This window comes from Okeania sp. SIO2F5, from assembly GCF_010692685.1.
Lineage (GTDB): Bacteria > Cyanobacteriota > Cyanobacteriia > Cyanobacteriales > Microcoleaceae > Okeania > Okeania hirsuta.
Window position 1 is genome coordinate 31,010 of sequence record NZ_JAAHGU010000027.1, and the last position, 19,168, is coordinate 50,177.

Sequence of the window (19,168 nt, forward strand, 5' to 3'; positions counted from 1 at the left end):
TTTGAATACTGAATAAACGAAATTTGGAGAAGATGAAAAAAGGAATAAAGGGAAAAAATGCCAAAAATGAGAGAGAGGAAAAAGTTTTTTCTGACTAATTAAGCGGACATAATATTACCGAGTAATATAATTTCTAGCATCAGTAGAGGTAAACGGCCGTTTGCCCCTAAAATTTTCACCTTATTGCTATAGCAGTCGAAGGAAAGGTTAAGACAGATAAAAAGCTTAAAACCCAGATAACGTAAGATTTTTCCTTCTTCCTTCTTCCTTGTGCTATGTATCCTAAATAATGCCAATACTATCGAATTTAATATTATTACTTAGGGAGCGATCGCTTGTTTACATCTGATAATTTTCACGACAAAAATAAACAAAGATATTCGTTATTACCACAACATCTATTTATCGGATTTATCTGTAGATCATAGCGTACTTTTACTGTATGAATAATTGATAGTATAGCGTTTCTCAAGCTCGTGAGGTACAGTGATATTTTCGTATTTTTATTCCCTGTTCCCCGTTCCCAGATCCGGTGTTCCCTCAAACCTAAAATTTTGTACCTCGCCAGTATGGAAATTGCTATAATTCTTCTAAAAATTGTTTGAAAAATTGGGAATAAAGAAATCTAGTCATGATAAATATTCACTCTACTGTGGGAGGAAATGTAAAGCCTTTAGGTGAACGAAATAAACTTCTACCAAATCTATAATCAATTTCTACATTACAATTTAATGGAGCAGTTTCAAAGTCACAAAAATAGGCAGCAATTGGTTTTTTATTACGAGGTTCGCATACTTGTAAGTTATAGCCATATTCTCTAGCTACATTACCAAAATGGTTAATAAATTTATAACGTTCTAGGTAGCCTTTTTTATCCCAAATTAATTTTCTGACTACCAACATTACCCAAATATCATCTGAGTCAACAAACCAAGTATAAATAAGTTCTTCACCAAAGAAATCTTGAGTTAACCACAGACTAGGAATACTTGGTTGAGTTTGAGATAAAGGAGGTTGAGGTAGTTGAGAAATTTCGCTTCTAGGGCAGGTGGGAAAAATAATTTTCGGGGTGGCAGTGGCACTCAGAAGGAAGAGGGAAGAAGGAAGAAGGAAGAAGGAAGAAATAATCAAGAACAGGGAAGAAGGTAGAAGGAAAAATTTAGTCATTATTCAGAAGGAAGAAATAAGAAAGAGGAGGGAAGAAGGAAGAAGGAAGAAATAAGAAAGAGGAGGGAAGAAGGAAGAGGGAAGAAGTAAATATTTAGTCATTATTCAGAAGGAAGAGGGAAGAAGGAAGAAATAAGAAGGAAAAATTTAATCATTATTTGATATTCAACATCAAGATTAATTAAAAAAAGCAGAAGTTTTACAGATACGGGTACATCTCAATGCAAGAATAAAGCCAAAAAATTATCGCTTTTAGGCAACAGGCAACAGGCAACAGAAAATATATAGGAAAAAAGTATTTTTGCAAATATTGAGATGCACCCACAGATACCTGCCATATTAATTTTTTTGAAAATATCATGTCCGGATAATTCGTGATAAAAAACTTTCTCTTTTTCCTCCTCTTTATTCTTTCTTCTTCTTTCTTTCCTCCTGACTCCTGACTCCTGACTCCTGACTCCTCCGTCAAGTATTCAACCGGAGATGATATAACGCATTCCTGGTAACTGAGTAACTAACCCTAATAACTCCAACTGTAATAAAGAACTAGAAACATCTGCTGGTGATAAACCTGTTGCTTGTACAACTAAATCTAAATGAATAGCTTCATTAGAAATATGTTGAAAAACCTTCGCTAAAAGAGGTTGTAAATCTGGAATAGAATCCCGACTTTTCTCCTCAAATAAAGATAATTGTTCGGAAGGTTCTACCACATCAATATCTAACGGTGGTATTGCTCCTAACATTTCTAATAACTTATCCATAGTAATCGGAATTACCTCTGCACCATGATTAATTAACTGCAAACAACCATGAGATTTTTCGTCATCTAAACGAGCAGGTAAAACATACACATCTCGACAAAATTCATTTGCCATATCTGCAGTAATTAAAGCACCCGATCTTTGGGGAGCTTCCATCACTAAAACTGCCCTACTTAATCCTGCAATAATTCTATTACGTTGGGGAAAATGTTTAGAATTTGGTCTCGTACCTGCCGGATATTCACTCACCACCAACCCCTGTTTTATCACTTTTTCAGCAAGAGTTTTATTTTCCTTGGGATAAACTGTATCAACCCCATTACCAAAAACAGCAATTGTTCGCCCCCCTGCTTCTAAACAAGCACTATGCGCCTCAGCATCAATTCCCATAGCTAGTCCAGAAACAATAGTAAATCCACTTTTTGCCAAGGTCGAACTTATTTTCCTTGTCCAACGACGACCATATTCAGTGGGGTAACGAGTACCGACTATTCCTACCGTCGGAGTAATACCTAGAACTTCTTGGGGGTCAACTATGCCTCGATAATATAGCAGAGCAGGCGGTGTCGGAATTTCTTGCAAAAGGCGTGGATAGTCTGAGTCTGCTGGAGTCCAGAAATCAGGATTTTTCGCTGTGTGTTCTTCTATCAGTTGTTTTGGGTCCAGACGCGATCGCTCTTCCACTACTTTCTCTATCTTCTGACGGCCAAATCCTGGTACTTGGCCTAATTCTTTGGGGCTGGCCGTCCAAGCTATTGCCAAAGTCTCGAATTGTTGTTTGAGTCGTTGTAGAGCTATTGGACCTATACCACTGATTTTTGCCCATGCCAACCAGTAGGCACGTTCTTCTATCAATTATTTCTCCTCTTGAACAATGGTTGTTTTTGAGATAGCAGTCAGCGGTCAGCGGTCAGCTATTCCTACGGAATGCTGCGCAAACAGCTTTTCTGGCGTGTATAGTGGAGGACATTGCATACAACGTCCCTACTTTATTGTCAAACGCCAAAGTAAAGAAGGTACTGCTATATTTTATGGGTTCTGGCTCTCCCAGAATTTATCTAAAATCTAAAAAATATTTGATTGATTTTTTATTCAATTTATTATTGACGTTTTGTTCAACATTGATTAAAATTTGAAGAAGGAGACAGGAGACAGGAGACAGGAGACAGGAGGAAAATTACATGGGGATTCTAACCCCAAGTAATTTTGAACACTCCAGTTGACGGTGGGGTATTAAACCCACAAAGAAAATGATAAATAGGACTTACGCAGATACGCTATATATAGTACTTGTAACTATTGTCCAATAGTTACTGGACTCTATACATAGTTTCTTGGCGTAAGTCCTGATAAATATACAGCAAGGAACAAGTTACTTAGAACCAGGACTTACGCAAATTAACGTTGAAAACGCCATATGTAGGGGCGAATGGCATTCGCACTCAATTAATTTAGTGTCTGTGCGTAAGTCCTGAGAACATAGACTGATGATGAACTTCAGATAGGGAAATGTTTTTCCCCTATTCCCTATTCCCTATTCCCTGTTCCCTCCTATAAGACACAAAAGAAAGCTTTCAAACCTGACTAATTTATCTAATGGTGGCAGCTAATTTATAGGCTGAAACCGAGGGATTTTCTGTGGAAATTTTGTCAAAAATTGGAGAAAAAATATGACTAATAATATAGAAGTAGTATTCAGCTTTGACACAACTGGCAGTATGTATCCTTGCCTAACTCAAGTACGCCGAAAAATCCAAAATACAGTAACTCGATTAATGTTAGAAATTCCTGGTATTAGAATTGGAATTATTGCTCATGGAGATTATTGCGCTCGCCACTCTACTTATATGACAAAACGATTAGAATTATCCCAAAATATTGATGCTATTTGTAACTTTGTAGAAAGGGTAGGAAAGACAGGTGGTGGAGACGCGCCAGAATGTTATGAATTAGTATTGCATCAAGCTCAATCTTTTGCTTGGACTCGGAAAGCAACCAAATCTTTAGTATTAATTGGAGATGATATTCCTCATCCACCTAGTCAAAATCCTCAGAAGTTAAATTGGCGAGAAGAAGTTAATAAATTATCAGATATGGGAATTATAATTTATGGCGTACAAGCATTAAATCGTCGTCATGCCACAATGTTTTATCAAGAATTGGCAGAAAAATCGGGTGGGTTTCATATCAAGTTAGACCAATTTGCTTATATTAATGATTTATTTTTAGCAGTTTGTTATCAACAATCTTCAGATGAAGAGCTGCAAAATTATGAACAAGAAATTTTAGATATGGGGCGAATGAATCGTGGTTTAAATCAAATTTTTAATACCATGTTAAATCGAGAAAAAACCAGTATTTATGAGTCAGCAGATTTGCGAGTTGTGACACCGGGAAGGTTCCAAGTTTTAGAAGTGGATGAGAATAAACCAATTAAAAACTTTGTCTTAGAAAATGGTTTAACTTTTAACAAAGGGCGTGGTTTTTATGAATTTACCAAGACCGAAACTATTCAAGGGAAAAAAGAAATTATTTTAATGGATCGAGCAACGGGAGATTTATTTGAGGGAGAAGCTGCACGAGAAATTTTAGATTTGCCTCATGGTACAACGGTGTGAATTAAACCTAATAATTTGGAGAAATATGTAGTTTTTGTTCAGAGTACGTCGGTGAATCGTAAATTAATTGGTGGAACTCGTTTTTTGTATGAAGTTGAAGATTGGAGTCGTTAAATAATTAGGATTTGCTGAAAAAGTCTTATGGGTGAGGGTAGGAGACAGGAGACAGGAGACAGGAGACAGGAGAAATAGGCACTTAGAGGAGGTAGGAGCTAAGTTTTGTAAGAATGATTTTTCTGCCCAACTATGCGCCTAAAATATTAACTTTTTGAGCGTGAAGAGCTGAAAACCATGCACTTTTCAAAGGCAAAAAAAAGGCTAAAACCTTTATCTGTAAATACTTTTAGATTTAATCAGCAAGCCCTAATTAATTATTAATTATTACCTCTCCTTTAAAAGAAGAGGATTGACTCGTAAGCATTCATCTAGCTCGCATTTCCTACGGAATGCTTACATTGACTAATCATGAAAAATTTTCTTTATTATCCCCTTAAAAAGGGAGGCTTTAAACCACAATTTTTCGGTAAGATAAGAAGGAAGAATTCATTAATTGATAATTGATAATTACCTCTGGTTAAAACCGTTCTTTATTGAATATAAGGAAATATTATTTATCCTTAAAAGGGGAGGCTTTAAACCAGAATTATTTAATTATTAATTATTCGGTAAGAGGGAAGAAGTTAAGAGGATATCTGAAAAGTTGTTTAATACTGAATTTTGCCCCCCTAGCCCCCCAATTCTGGGGGGAACAAGAATCCATTAGCTGGTGAAAGTCCCCCAATTTTGGGGGATTTAGGGGGCTTTTATGTAGCAAATGAGACTTCTCAGACAACCTTTTAGGGATTGAAACATCTTCGCATTCTGTTTTCGTATTAACTTCTGCTATAAAATTGGTATCAAATAATAAACCAAAATAATCTTAACCAAAGTAAGACTCAAAAATGCCAAAAGATTCTACAAATCAAACATTTAACAACCAAAATAACACCAACAACGATTTTGAATTTCTTTTCACTCGTTCTATAGAGTTTCGCCAAGAAACAATATATTTCATTATCGTAGACCGCTTTTTTGATGGAGACCCCAGGAATAATGAAGGTCCAAATCCTAAATTATATGACCCAAATAAAGAAAAATGGGGTTTATATTGGGGTGGAGATTTACAGGGAATAATTGATCAACTTGGCTATCTCAAAAATATGGGAATTACAGCTATTTGGATGACTCCTTTATTTGAACAAATAGAAGAAGAATTATTTGAAATGGCTCCTATTCATGGCTATTGGGCGAAAGATTTTAAACGACTCAATCCTCGTTTAGTAGACAAAGATGATGAGATTTCTTTAGTAAAAAATCAGGAAACAGTTTTCGACAAATTAGTAGCAGCAGCTCATGATTTAGGAATAAAAATAATCTTGGATATTGTGTGTAATCATAGTAGCCCAGATGCAGGTGGTAAAAAAGGTCAGTTATTTGATGATGGAGTTTTAATTGCTGATTTTCATAACGATGTTAACGACTGGTATCACCATTATGGTGAAGTAGAAGATTGGGATGACAAATGGCAAGTCGAAAATAGAGAATTGGGAGGATTAGCAGATTTTAATGAGAATAATTCTGACTATAGAGATTATATTAAATCAGCAATTAAATTATGGTTAGACCGTGGAGTAGATGCGCTACGAATAGATACAATTAAACATATGCCATTATGGTTTTGGCAAGAATTTTATGCTGATATTAAAAGTCATAAACCTTCAGTATTTGTCTTTGGAGAATGGATTTTTAGCGGACCTTATGATGGTGCATCTCTGGAATTTGCTAATAAGTCTGGAATGTCAATGTTAGACTTTGGTTTTTGTGTGGCAATTCGACGCGCGCTAGGAAAATGTGAACCGGGAGGATTTCATATTATTCAAGAAGTATTAGACCAAGATAATGTTTATAATAGTGCTAGTGAGCTAGTGACATTTATTGATAACCATGATATCCCCAGGTTTCAAAATTTGAATCCAGACCCAGGAATTTTGAGATTAGCTATTAATTTAATTATGACTTCTCGTGGCATTCCCTGCATTTATTATGGTACAGAACAGTGTCTTTATAATGATACAGATGGTGGGGAAGAACCTTATAATCGCCCGATGATGGAAAAATGGGATACAGATACACCAATTTATCGGGATGTTCAATTATTATCAAAAGTACGTCGAATTAATCCTGCTGTTTCTCTGGGAAGTCAATGGCAAAAATATATTACTGAGGATGTTTATTGTTATGTGCGATGTTACCGAGATTATCGTTGTTTTGTAGCAATTAATCGAGGTAATTCAGTAACAATAGAACGGGTAGAAACTGATTTAGAAGATGGAGAATATATTTGTATTTTAACAAAGCGCTTTTTTGAGGTAAAAGATGGCGCATTACATAATTTAGAACTGGGTGTACAAGAGATGATAGTGATTAATTATTTAGGCGATCGCGTCAAGGGAAAATTAATCGTCCGAGCGCAATTAAATGGAGTTTCAACTAATCCTGGAGAAGCAATAGTAGTAACAGGAGATTGTCCTGAATTGGGAAATTGGGATATTAGTAAAGCTTACCAGTTAGAATATATTAATTCTAATACTTGGTTTAATGAAATTCCCTTTAATGAAAGTGCAGGAAAAGTAATTGCTTATAAATATGCAATTGTTTACCGGGATGAAAATGGAAATGAAACTGAAATTCCACAGCGAGAAAATTTAGTTTCTCGACAATGGTTATTAGCTGAAGAGGGTACGGTTAAGTGGCAAGATAATTGGGCTTATTGAAGGAAGAAGGAAGAGGGAAGAGGGAAGAAGGAAGAAGTTTAATTTTTAGGTGGTGATTATTGAAGAAGGAAAAGGGAAGAAGTTTTTTTTAATGAAAAATATAAATTTAAAATATGAGTGTTTTTGAATCTTAATTAAGAGGATATCTGAAAAGTTGTTTAATACTGAATTTTGCCCCCCTAGCCCCCCAATTCTGGGGGGAACAAGAATCCATTAGTTGGTAAAAGTCCCCCAATTTTGGGGGATTTAGGGGGCTTTGATGTAACAAATGAGACTTCTCAGACAACCTCTAATTCAATTTTGTGGAAGTATGTTAGACAAAGTACAAGTGAGAATTAAATTTATATGATTGATAACTGAAATGACTATCACAAATACCAAATCATTATTACCCCTACCACCAGGAAATTTTGGCCTACCTTTTGTTGGTGAAACTATCAGTTTCTTAACTGATAATACATTCGCCCAAACAAGAGAAAAAAAGTACGGAAAAATCTATAAAAGTCATATTTTTGGCAGTCCCACAGTATTTTTAGCCGGAGCAGAAGCAAATAAATTTTTGTTTTCCAATGAAAATAAATACTTTACTGCTACTTGGCCAAAAAGTACCAGGATTTTATTAGGCCCTAACTCTTTAGCTGTTCAACAAGGTAGTCTTCATCAACAACGGCGTAGACTATTGGCACAAGCTTTTCAACCTAGAGCTTTAGCAAATTATGCTCCCACAATGGAGACTATAACTGCTAGCTATTTGGAGAAGTGGGCAAAAATGGGTACGTTAACTTGGTATCCTGAAATTCGTGATTATACCTTTGATATTGCTAGTCATTTATTTATGGGTAGTGATGGGGGTTCCCAAACAAAATTAGCCAGTTTATTTGAAGAGTGGGTAAAAGGTTTATTTTCCATTCCCCTATCACTACCTTGGACAAGATTTGGAAAATCACTGCGTTGTCGGCAAAAATTACTCCAATACATTGAAGAAATAGTTTTGCAACGACAGCAACAACAAAACTTGGGTGAGGATGCCTTGGGAATACTCTTGCAAGCGCGGGATGAAGATGGAAATGCTTTACCTTTAGATGAATTGAAAGACCAAATATTATTATTGCTGTTTGCTGGTCACGAGACATTAACTTCAGCGATCGCTTCTTTCTGTCTATTAGTAACTCAAAACCCCAATGTACTTACCCGTATCCGTGAAGAACAAAAACAATATTCTCCCACAGAACCACTAACTACAGAAAATCTCAAACAGATGACCTATCTAGAACAAGTTCTCAAAGAAGTATTGCGTTTAATTCCGCCTGTGGGGGGTGGGTTCCGACAAGTAATTCAAGACTGTGAATTTGGTGGATATTCTATTCCAAAAGGTTGGTTAATTCAGTATCAAATTGGTAAGACTCAACAAGATGAAACTCTCTACCCAGAACATAACAATTTTGACCCCGACCGTTTTTCCCCAGAAAATGCTGTAGATAAACAAAAAATATTTGGTTATATTCCCTTTGGTGGTGGGATGCGGGAATGCTTAGGTAAAGAATTTGCTCGCCTAGAAATGAAGATTTTTGCCGCCAAGTTGTTACGGGGTTATGAATGGGAACTTCTACCAGAACAAGATTTAAGTCTAGTTGCAGTACCAACACCTAATCCCCGTGACGGTTTAAAAATAAAATTATGGCATTTGGATAGAGGAGAATAAAGCACTGAATAGGTATTTACAGCGGTTTTCATTTCGGTAGACCATAGTAGGGGCGTTAGCGGAGCTTTGCGTTAGCAAATGGCCATTTGCTAACGCCCCTACAAGATTTTTGTTGTGACAATGTGGTTCAGAGGTCGGCAAAAGCATAGATTATTGGCATTGGTGATTTGAGGTATGATATCATGTCCAGATAGGAGCGCGATAGAACTCCGTTCCACGCTCCGCGACTTCTACTCCTGTTTCTTATTCTTTCTTCTCTCCTGACTCAGTCCTCCTGAATTCCCCTCCTGGGAGGGGTTAGGGGTGGGTTGACTCCTAAAGAATTAAGATTAATATCATACACAAGCTTCAGCAACGCCAAATTATTTAGCTAAAACATAAGCGATCGCCTCTTCTAAATCTTCTTGAGTTAAACTTGTCAACATAAACACTTCTTGAACTGTCTTTCCTTGTCTAGCAATAAGTTTAAAACCACCTCGAATAGGCACTGAAACTTTTAACTTCATGTGGGGAATATGACTTTTGGATCTGCTGATGACTCCTGGAGTCACAGTTTCAATACCCTGACGTTGAGTTAGTTTCTCTAAAATAGGAATCAACCCTTCAATATGAGTGGAATGATTCCAAACTAGACGACCTTTAGATTTTGATGATTTTTTCATAGGACTTTCTCCATCTGTATATCCTCAGTCTACTGAAAGGGAGAGACTAGAGGCAAAAAAAAAGGCCAGGTCCATCATTTGGTGCTAGTGCATAGTAATGGTAGATAGAGTGTGGGGAGATGGGGAGATAAGGAGATGGGGGGATTGAGAAAGATGCTGAGGATATAGAGGGAAATATTTTTCTCACTGTTGTCTGTTCCTTGACTTATAGATAGTAACAAGACTTACGGAGGCTAACGAAACTATACACCATTTGTAGGGGCGGGCGGCCGTTAACCCCTACTATATTTGGTAGTTAGGTAAGTCCTGAGTAAATTTCACCACAGCTCAGAAGCGATCGCAACTTGACTTGAGCAAAAAGTCAAACTCCCTGTTTACTTTCTTACGAAATGCTAGGCAAACAAGGAAGCATTGTATTCGGACAAGTTGTTTACTCTTTATTTATTGTAGCAAAGAACGAGTTGCTTAGGACACAGACTGACGATCAACCTTAGACAGCAAGACAGAGGAATGTTTTTCCCACTGTTGCCTGTTCCCTGCTATAGACTTGAACCTGGACTGGGACTAATATCATGTCCGGTTGAACAATTATAAATAATTAGGGAGGAGACAGGAGACAGGAGATAGGAGATATGGAAAAAAGTGTTTTCATCACTAATTATCCGGACATGGTATAACTCATATCTACTTGATGTAGTTTTTCTGTGCTATCCCCTAATGTCTTTAGCCTAAGCTAAGTAGGTAGGTGTTGAAAATTATCGTTATGAAAAGGCAGGAGGCAGAGGGCAGGAGGCAGAAGGGAAGATAGTTTTTGGCAAATTTACTTTTCGTTACATACTTCTGTTTTTTTGCACCGTTCTACTTATTTTTTTATTTTGAATAGGTAATGGACACTTTGAATAAGTAAATGAACGGATAGGTGAGCAGAAAAATGAACGATTAGGCTAGAATTTTTGTGGTATTATTAATGAGGAAGCCAAACTAATTTATACAAGACTTACGCGTCAGGTAGGAAAAACTAGGATTTGAGATTGCTGTCCGTTGCGGACTGCTCCACAAACCCTGTTGGTCACTTTGGAGGGAAATACCTTGTACTGTGTAAGTCCTATGTATATATCAAGTTTATTGAGGCTTCACAAAATCATAAAATTACATGATCAGGATATTTACTTATGATTAAACAAATCATGTATCACAATGAAGTATTAGCGATGATTATTCCGGCTGATTTTAGAGAGCCTGGAATTCATTTTTTCACCCCAGATAACTATTCTCAACAGCTAGCTTACATGAGACACCCTCAAGGCAAAGAAATTCAACCTCATCGTCATAATATGGTAAGGCGAGAAGTTTTTTATACTCAAGAAGTTTTACTAATCAAGGAAGGAAAATTACTAGTAGATTTTTACAATGACCAACAGGAATATCTTGAAAGCCACATTTTAAATAAAGGAGACGTTATTTTACTAATCAAAGGTGGACACGGCTTCAAGATGTTAGAAGAAGTAGAAATGATTGAAGTAAAACAAGGCCCTTATGTAGGAAATCTTGATAAAACCCGCTTTGAACGAAGCGATAATAGTCGAGAACAAGTTCTAGCATAATACCAAAATCCGGTGATTATAGACTGATTGCCTAAATTACTTAATCCGCTTTATACAAATGTTTTGAATATTTTTAATATAGTTATATTAAAGCGGATTTCGTATAAATTTAAATTGTAAGGTAAAGAAAAATGACAGAATTTATTCCTGTGAATGAGCCTTTACTAAAGGGAAAAGAAAAGCAATATTTGAATGAATGTATTGATACTGGTTGGATTTCTTCTGAAGGCTCTTTTGTTAAACAATTTGAACAAGCTTTTGCGAATCGTGTAGGTAGAAAATATGGTATTGCTGTTTGTAATGGTTCAATGGCAATTGATGCAGCAATTAGTGCTTTAGGTATTGGTGAAGGAGATGAGGTTATTCTACCTACTTTTACTATTATTTCTTGTGCGGCAGCAATTGTTAGAGCAGGTGCAATTCCTGTTGTAGTAGATTGTGATTCTACTACTTGGAATATTGATATTAAGCAATTGGAAACTAAAATTACTCCGAAAACTAAAGCTATTATGGTGGTTCATATTTATGGATTACCAGTAGATATGAATCCAGTATTAGAAATAGCTGCAAAATATGGTTTAAAAATTCTTGAAGATGCAGCAGAAATGCACGGACAAACTTATTTTGGTAAACCTTGTGGTAGTTTTGGAGAATTGAGTACTTTTAGTTTTTATCCTAATAAACACGTTACGACTGGTGAAGGAGGAATGATTGTTACTGATGATGAAATACTAGCTGAAAAATGTCGGTCTTTGAGAAATCTTTGTTTTCAACCACAACAACGTTTTATCCATGAAGAATTAGGTTGGAATTTACGCATGACTAACCTACAAGCAGCATTAGGTTTGGCACAATTAGAAAGGTTAGATGAATTTATCCAGCGTAAGCGAAATATGGGTAAACTTTATACTGAACTTTTAGCAGATGTTTCTGAATTAGAATTACCTCTGACAAAAACAGAATATGCTGATAATATTTACTGGGTTTATGGGGTTGTACTCAAAGATTCTGTTTCTTTTGATGCTAAAGAAGCAATGAAAAAATTGCGCGAACAAAAAATAGGTACTCGTCCTTTTTTCTGGTGTATGCACGAACAACCAGTATTCCAAAAAATGGGATTATTTAAGCAAGAATCTTGCCCTGTAGCTGAAAATATAGCAAGACGTGGATTTTATCTTCCTAGTGGTTTAGCTTTAAATAACCAACAAATACAAACAGTTGTAAAATCATTAAAAACAATTTTTGCTTAATTATATTAATAGGTATTTAGGTGTTATATTATGTCCGGTTGAATAGTTATAAATAATAAAGGAGGAAGACCGAGTCAGGAAGACCGAGTCAGGAGGGAAAAAGAGGAGAAAGTTTTTTCATCACTAATTATCCGGACACGATATTATACCATTTATCAAGAGTAATGCTATATTTGGAAAGTGTCAAAATAAGCCTCAAAATAGCAAAGATGATTAAAGGCTTACATCACGTCAATAAATAGTATTTAGAAATAGAAATTTCAAGTAGAGCAAAGTTTTTGAGAATTGGTATTAGGTTTTCAAGTCGTAGGTTTTATACCAATTTAAAAAAAGAATTATACAAAATGGAAAGGTAGAGATTTATGCTTAAATTTTTAACCATTCAGTCGCTAGCATTCTGCCATGAAATTTCATCATTTATTGTATTTAAACGAGGAATTAAAATTAAGATTGAGCGATAATTAAAAGCCTGGGAAAAGGATTAATCATCAGCTAACTTTAGCTATTTATGTTTATTTTCATTGCTGATAACCCAGTTCCTCTGCAGGAGGCTATCTGACCGCTAATAGCTGTTTGCACAGCATTCCGCAGGAAATGCTTACTTTAAAATTAGCTCTCTCCAATGGTAGAAGCTACCTCTTTATATAATTTCCCCACCCTTTTTTTTCTTCTTTATTTCTTCCTTCTTCCTTCTTCCTTATTTTATAAATGGATGACAAATTTATGATAATTATCAAAGAACAATTATCTTGGCTAATAATATTAGCAGGAATTATTTATTCCTTGTATTTATTTTCTCAAGTCGCTTATGGTGCATTTTTTAATGGTGATTCTGGACTAAAAGCTTTATTAGCAAAACAATTAAGTAGTGGTAAATTGCGTTTTGACTTAATTCCATCTGAAGAAAAATGGGTGAAAGAACTTTGGAATCAAGGACTTTATCCCTATGAAAAACCGTTTGTTTTTTGTTTAAATAATCGCTACTACATTTCTTTCCCCTTTACTTTTTCTTTAATTACTGCGCCTTTCTATAAACTTTTTGGTTATAGAGGTTTATATCTGATTCCTGTAGTTTCTACCTGGGTTGTTTGGATAACTTTTAATTTAATTTGTCAATCTTTGAACTTTAACGTTATTAATACAAATCTAGGATTAATTGCTCTAATTTTTGCTTCAAATCTAACTTTATATAGTGCGATGTATTGGGAACATACATTAGCTATTGCCCTTTGTTTTGCGGGAATGAGTTTTTTCTTTATCCCTCAAATGTCTATATTTAATGTCATCATCACTGGATGTTTAGTTGGATTATCGGTTTGGGTTAGATCTGAGTTTTTTGCTATGGTTGGTGCTTTGACAATAGTTGTTATTTTACAAGCATTTTCTCAAAATAATTTACTAGCAGTTTTAACAAATCCCAACAATTTTAACTGGCAGGATCTATATCTGAATTTGCAAGTACCATTTTTCTACTTAATCAGTATGTTTTTGGTTGTCGGTGCTTTTTTAGTAACTAACAAAATTATTTATGGATATTTTTTAGGTCTTCATTCTCTGTTAGTGCTGGAAGAATTTTCCCTATCAAGAAGAATCGAAGAATTTAAAATAATTATTCAATTTTTAACTAAGTCTTTAATAGAATATTTTCCTCTAACCATTTTTCCTATATTTTACATTCTGTTATTTGGCATAGAAAATTCTCCTGATTTATTGAATGTTAATTTAATGATTGCTGCCCTTGTGTCAATAGGCATAATAATAACAGGATTTCAATTCATCAAAGGAGGTGTAAGAGAACTAAAAAATAAAATAAAAAAATGGTTTATTCCTTTGATAGCAACAATTTTATGGTTTTATTTCATGAGTAAAACAAGTTTAGAAGTGAATAATCAGATAACAATTATTTATTTGATATGTTTATTTTTTGTGGTAGGAGTATCTCTTTTAGTTGATATAGCACCTGATGAATTTACAGTTGGAGGAAAACAATGGGGACCAAGATATTTATTAATCCTTCTCCCCCTTATTTCTTTGATGGTGATTGAACAATTACAATACTTTCAAAATTTCTCATCAACTATATTCTATTATGTTGCTTTATTTACTGTTTTGACTTTTGTAGCTTTAGGCATATACAAAAACCTATATTTAGGAACAATATACATAAATAAAAACAGTAAAGATATTGAGCCGACAATTCAGTTTTTAGCTAAAAATACTGACCCTGTGGTTGCTGTTTCTCATCAACACGCAGCCCAAGCATTAGAGTTTTCTTTGCCGTCAAAAACTTTATTATTTCGTGCTGAAGAAAGCAAAGATTTATTAAATTTAGCTCAAGCATTGTTACAAAAAAGCTTAGATAAATTCACTTACATTTGTTATCCCCATCGTGTCTGTCGTCCATTAACAGAAGCCACTGAAAAACTTCAATTTAGTCAAAATAATCAATTATTTCAGGTGAAGTTAAATAATTTAGGAACCCATGGTAAATATCCTATTTATCAAGGAGAAATTGTTGAAATAAGTTAAGATAGCAATTCTAATATTGGTGAGGTACAAAATTCGTTTGTTTTAGGGAGTAGGGAGTAGTAATTCGATAAACAGGGGATATAAAAAAACAAGGTAGTGGTGCATTGTAATGGTGGTCTATTGTAATTATGTTGGTCAAGGAAACGGTAGTGGGAGCATTTTGCTCCCATGAAGCAGCGCTATTCATCCTCATCTACCATTACTATGTAGGACTACCAAAAAGAAAAACAACTGTATCTCACTAATTTAAGAAACGCTATATACATTTATTTTGGAAATAGTAAATATGAAGTTTAAAGGGAACATAAAATAGGGAAAATAGGGAAATAAAGGAGATGATATAAGACACAGAAATGAAAAATTTTATTATGCCTAATTAATGAGACTTGACCAGAACACTCTTTTTAAAATCTATATCTATAATTTCCAATTTAAATGCGCAACAGCTTAAAGCAATTAAGTTTTTCAAAATAGGTAAGAATTTAGCTATTAGCTGCCAGATCTCAGCTCTTATAAGGGGAATTTAATATATAGACTTTAAAAGCTGCTTTTATAGTAAAATTTAATTCTCATTCAATTAGTAAAGCTTTTATCTAGAACTAAAAAGAAGCAATAGCTGATGGCTGAATGCTGACGGCTGTTTGCGCAGCATTCCGGAGGAAATGCTTACCAAAATAGTAAAAAAATAAAAAAAAATTATGTCTAATCAATTAGTTTGCACTGTTTTACCTACTTTCAATGAAAAAGATAATATTCGTCCTTTAATTGAAACTTTAATAGCTAGCGTGCCTCATCCTTATCTCATTTTAGTCGTAGATGATAATTCTCCAGATGGTACTTGGAAAATAGTCGAAGAAATTGCCCATAATTACCCCCTTTCTCTTCAAGATGACAGTTTTAAATCTGGTGTAGAATTAATTAAACGTATTGACGAAAAAGGTTTAACTTCAGCAATTCAAAGAGGAATAAATGAAGCGATCGCTACTTATGATGCTAAAATTATTACCTGGATGGATTGTGATTTATCTATGCCACCAGAAGATGTACCTAAGTTAGTCAAAGTAATAAGAGAAGGGAATGCAGATGTGGCAGTAGGTTCTCGTTGGATAAAAGGTGGAAAAGATATTGCTCATGGTATGATGGCTCGTATCTTAAGCTGGATTATCAATAATTATGCGATGTTATTTCTGGGTAATCAAGTACATGATTATACCAGTGGTTTTATTGCAGCACGAAGTGAAGTATTAAAGAAAATTCCTTTAAAAGGTGATTATGGAGAATATTGTATTGATTTATTATGTCGTTCTTTTCGTTTAGGTTATCATTTGGTAGAAGTACCTTATGTTTGTGTACCTCGCACTACAGGAGAAAGTAAAACAGGGATTAATTTGTTAGATTATTTAGATAAAGGACGTGATTATGTAACAACAGTTTGGCGACTTTGGCGGCAAAAAGAAGCTTAACGAAGTCAAAATTCAAAAGTCAAAAGTCAAAAATAAAAAGTTAGAAGTTACAGTATATTTCGGGGAAATAAAGTCAGAAGTTACAGTATATTTCGGGGAAATGAGGTACAGGTTAATTAATTGATAATTACCTCTCGTTAAAACCGTCCTTCCAATAAGAGCGCGAACAAAAAACTTTCTCCTTTTACTACTCTTTCTTCTTCTTTCTTCTCTCCTGACTCCTAAATAATTAAGATTAATATCATACACGCGCTTCACCAACGCCAAAATAGGTAGTTTTGCTAATCTGTCTTGTACAAAACTTCTTGATAATTAATCGCTTAATAAACCATAATTATTGCTCTGCTGATTAAATATAAAAGCATTGACAAATAAAAAAAAGTGCCTTTTTGGAATCGAAAAAAGTGCAAATTTATCAGCTATTCATGCTCAAAAAGGAGCGTATTTTAGGCAAAAGTTGGGCAGAAAAATCATTCTTACAATTCTTACTTCTACCTCCTCGCTCATTCCCATTTCTCCTGTCTTCCCCTCCTGGGAGGGGTTAGGGGTGGGTTGTCTCCTTTCTCCTGTCTCCTACCCCCTACTAAAAGACTTTTTCAGTAAACCCATAATTAATAATTAGGTAAATTATGACTAAGTCAAAAATTTTTTCTCTTTTAAAATTAGATGAAATTATCGGTTTAGATTTACGATCGCTTGCCATATTTCGGATTGGTTTAGCGTTAATGACCCTTACGGATATAATTATTCGTTCTCAAGCTTTAAATGCTCATTATACTGATAATGGACTTTTACCACGTTCTGCTCTAATCGATATGCTTAATCCTTGGGATTGGTCAATTAATTTAATTAGCGGTCATCCTTTCATACAAGGATTAATATTTGCGGTAGCTATATTCTTTGCTTTAGCTATGTTATTCGGTTATCGTACCAGACTAGCAACTATTGCTACTTGGGCATTAATAATCTCTCTAAATAATCGTAATCCAGTATTAATTTTTGCCGCAGATCATGTGTTGCGGGCAATGCTTTTTTGGTCAATGTTTTTACCATTAGGTGCTTGTTATTCAATAGATAGTGCCCTTAATTCTGCCCGTAATCCTTTACCTAAAAGAGTATGCAGTGGAGCAACTTTAGCTTTTTTAATTCAACTTTGTTATATCTATATTTGGTCGGCAGCTTTTAAAACCAAAAGTGACATTTGGTGGCCTGATGGAGACGCTGTTTATTACTCATTAAGTTTTGACCAATATTCCACAGCATTTGGTCAATTTTTATTGAGTTTTCCTCAAGAAATTTTAAAATTACTGACTATTTCTGCACTGATTTTTGAGTGGGTTGGTCCGTTAATCATATTTATCCCTTTTCGGAATGCTTTATTTCGTTGTATAGCAATTGTTTCTTTTGTCTTATTACATATTGGTTTTGAACTATGTTTTCACATCGGCATTTTAAGTTATCTAAGTATCTGTAATTGGTTAGCATTAACACCTAGTGTAATTTGGGATAAAGCAGAACAAAAAATAGAAAATCAACAACGTCAAGGATTAACCATTTATTACGATGCTGATTGTGGTTTTTGTAAAAAAGTAGTTTATTTATTGCGTACCTTCTTAATTTTGCCGAAAACCCCTGTATTAATTGCACAAGATTATCCATCTATTTATGAGGATATGTTAGCCGAAAATTCTTGGGTAGTAGAAGATTGGCAAAAAAATCGTTACTTCAAATGGGAAGGAATAATTTATGTAGTGAGTTTATCTCCTTTATTTCGTTTTCTTGTACCTATCTTAAAATGGCAACCTTTAAAATCTTTAGGTACTAAAATTTATGAAACAATTGCTTCTAATCGTCAATTTGCAGGCAAGTTTACTGCACCTTTAAAATTTCGACCAATTGAAGTTTGCCCTTCCTTAATTTTCAACCTTATTACTATTACTTTACTTATACTTACTACGATGTGGAATTTTAGAAGTTTTGTCAAACAAACCTATGCTTCGCGTCAAGAGCAGAAAAATGATTGGATTACAGCTAGTCATAAACTACTAAATAGACGAACTCTTCAATATATTCATCCTATTGGTTACATGACTCGTTTAGATCAAACATGGAGTATTTTTGCTCCGGCGCCGCCAAGAGATGATGGTTGGCACGTCATTGAAGGTAAATTAAAAAATGGAAGTACAGTCAATGTTTTAGCAGAAAAACAACCAATTAGTTGGGATAAACCAAATATTAAACAGCGCCAAGAACTTTATGAAACAATTCAATGGCGAGTTTATTTGATTACTCTTAACCGTGCAGTAGGAAAAAAATTATATCCTCATTATGCAGCTTATCTCTGTCGTCAATGGAATTCTACTCATCAAGGTAAAAAACAATTAGATGGTTTGATTATTTACTATATGGATGAAAGAACTGTACCTCCTAATGAAATACAAACAGTTGAAAAAACAGTTCATTATGAAAAATCTTGTTCAAATAAGAGCGAATAGTTAGGGTTTGCGCTCAAAAGTCTTTTAGTAGAGGTAGGAGACAGGAGACAGGAGACAGGAGAAATGGGAATGAGCGAGGAGGTAGGAGTAAGAATTGTCCC

General features: G+C 34.7%; 11 protein-coding genes. 8 read left to right on the top strand and 3 right to left on the bottom strand.

Annotation, left to right across the window (positions count from 1 at the left end; translation table 11 throughout):
- Positions 1 to 642: 642 nt before the first annotated feature.
- Together F6K27_RS12270 and dprA are read right to left on the bottom strand one after the other, a co-directional pair.
- Positions 643 to 1,167, bottom strand: coding sequence for a hypothetical protein (locus F6K27_RS12270; protein WP_287276419.1), 525 nt, complete (start codon positions 1,165 to 1,167; stop codon positions 643 to 645).
- Positions 1,168 to 1,640: 473 nt separating this feature from the next.
- Positions 1,641 to 2,786: a DNA-processing protein DprA gene (gene dprA / locus F6K27_RS12275; protein WP_287276421.1), complete on the bottom strand. Its 1,146-nt coding sequence runs from the start codon at positions 2,784 to 2,786 to the stop codon at positions 1,641 to 1,643.
- An 815-nt stretch (positions 2,787 to 3,601) separates the two neighbouring features.
- Between dprA and F6K27_RS12280 the strand changes: the two genes are divergently transcribed.
- The 3 genes from F6K27_RS12280 to F6K27_RS12290 all read left to right on the top strand — a co-directional run bounded on the left by F6K27_RS12280 (position 3,602) and on the right by F6K27_RS12290 (position 9,064).
- Positions 3,602 to 4,549: a vWA domain-containing protein gene (locus tag F6K27_RS12280; RefSeq protein WP_287276423.1), complete on the top strand. Its 948-nt coding sequence runs from the start codon at positions 3,602 to 3,604 to the stop codon at positions 4,547 to 4,549.
- Between the two features lie 941 nt (positions 4,550 to 5,490).
- Positions 5,491 to 7,362, top strand: coding sequence for an alpha-amylase family glycosyl hydrolase (locus F6K27_RS12285; protein WP_287276424.1), 1,872 nt, complete (start codon positions 5,491 to 5,493; stop codon positions 7,360 to 7,362).
- A gap of 361 nt (positions 7,363 to 7,723) precedes the next feature.
- A complete protein-coding gene (locus F6K27_RS12290) occupies positions 7,724 to 9,064 on the top strand; it encodes a cytochrome P450 (RefSeq protein WP_287276425.1) in 1,341 nt (446 codons plus the stop codon).
- 362 nt (positions 9,065 to 9,426) lie between these two features.
- Here the strand turns inward: F6K27_RS12290 and F6K27_RS12295 are convergent, their stop codons facing one another.
- On the bottom strand, positions 9,427 to 9,726 hold the full coding sequence (locus tag F6K27_RS12295) for a DUF2103 domain-containing protein (protein WP_287245585.1): 300 nt from the start codon (positions 9,724 to 9,726) through the stop codon (positions 9,427 to 9,429).
- A gap of 1,172 nt (positions 9,727 to 10,898) precedes the next feature.
- On the opposite strand from F6K27_RS12295, the gene F6K27_RS12300 reads away from it, so the two are divergent.
- From F6K27_RS12300 to F6K27_RS12320, 5 genes are all read left to right on the top strand, one after another.
- Complete coding sequence (locus tag F6K27_RS12300) at positions 10,899 to 11,330, top strand: hypothetical protein (protein ID WP_287276427.1); 432 nt, start codon at positions 10,899 to 10,901, stop codon at positions 11,328 to 11,330.
- A 131-nt stretch (positions 11,331 to 11,461) separates the two neighbouring features.
- Positions 11,462 to 12,580 carry a DegT/DnrJ/EryC1/StrS aminotransferase family protein gene (locus F6K27_RS12305; RefSeq protein ID WP_287276429.1) on the top strand — a complete coding sequence of 373 codons (1,119 nt, stop codon included), beginning with the start codon at positions 11,462 to 11,464 and terminating at the stop codon, positions 12,578 to 12,580.
- A 723-nt stretch (positions 12,581 to 13,303) separates the two neighbouring features.
- Positions 13,304 to 15,109: an LA_3751/LA_3752 family putative glycosyltransferase gene (locus F6K27_RS12310; protein ID WP_287276431.1), complete on the top strand. Its 1,806-nt coding sequence runs from the start codon at positions 13,304 to 13,306 to the stop codon at positions 15,107 to 15,109.
- Positions 15,110 to 15,807: 698 nt separating this feature from the next.
- Positions 15,808 to 16,572, top strand: a complete 765-nt coding sequence (locus F6K27_RS12315; protein WP_124144242.1) for a polyprenol monophosphomannose synthase — start codon at positions 15,808 to 15,810, stop codon at positions 16,570 to 16,572.
- 629 nt (positions 16,573 to 17,201) lie between these two features.
- Positions 17,202 to 19,067 (top strand): hypothetical protein, encoded by a 1,866-nt coding sequence (locus F6K27_RS12320; RefSeq protein ID WP_287276433.1) that lies wholly within the window; start codon positions 17,202 to 17,204, stop codon positions 19,065 to 19,067.
- Positions 19,068 to 19,168 lie beyond the last annotated feature (101 nt).

Excerpts from the sequence above, each read along its gene's own strand:
- F6K27_RS12270 (WP_287276419.1), bottom strand. The coding sequence starts at position 1,167 with ATGACTAAATTTTTCCTTCTACCTTCTTCCCTGTTCTTGATTATTTCT.
- F6K27_RS12280 (WP_287276423.1), top strand. The coding sequence starts at position 3,602 with ATGACTAATAATATAGAAGTAGTATTCAGCTTTGACACAACTGGCAGT.
- F6K27_RS12285 (WP_287276424.1), top strand. The coding sequence starts at position 5,491 with ATGCCAAAAGATTCTACAAATCAAACATTTAACAACCAAAATAACACC.
- F6K27_RS12290 (WP_287276425.1), top strand. The coding sequence starts at position 7,724 with ATGACTATCACAAATACCAAATCATTATTACCCCTACCACCAGGAAAT.
- F6K27_RS12295 (WP_287245585.1), bottom strand. The coding sequence starts at position 9,726 with ATGAAAAAATCATCAAAATCTAAAGGTCGTCTAGTTTGGAATCATTCC.
- F6K27_RS12300 (WP_287276427.1), top strand. The coding sequence starts at position 10,899 with ATGATTAAACAAATCATGTATCACAATGAAGTATTAGCGATGATTATT.
- F6K27_RS12305 (WP_287276429.1), top strand. The coding sequence starts at position 11,462 with ATGACAGAATTTATTCCTGTGAATGAGCCTTTACTAAAGGGAAAAGAA.
- F6K27_RS12310 (WP_287276431.1), top strand. The coding sequence starts at position 13,304 with ATGATAATTATCAAAGAACAATTATCTTGGCTAATAATATTAGCAGGA.
- F6K27_RS12315 (WP_124144242.1), top strand. The coding sequence starts at position 15,808 with ATGTCTAATCAATTAGTTTGCACTGTTTTACCTACTTTCAATGAAAAA.
- F6K27_RS12320 (WP_287276433.1), top strand. The coding sequence starts at position 17,202 with ATGACTAAGTCAAAAATTTTTTCTCTTTTAAAATTAGATGAAATTATC.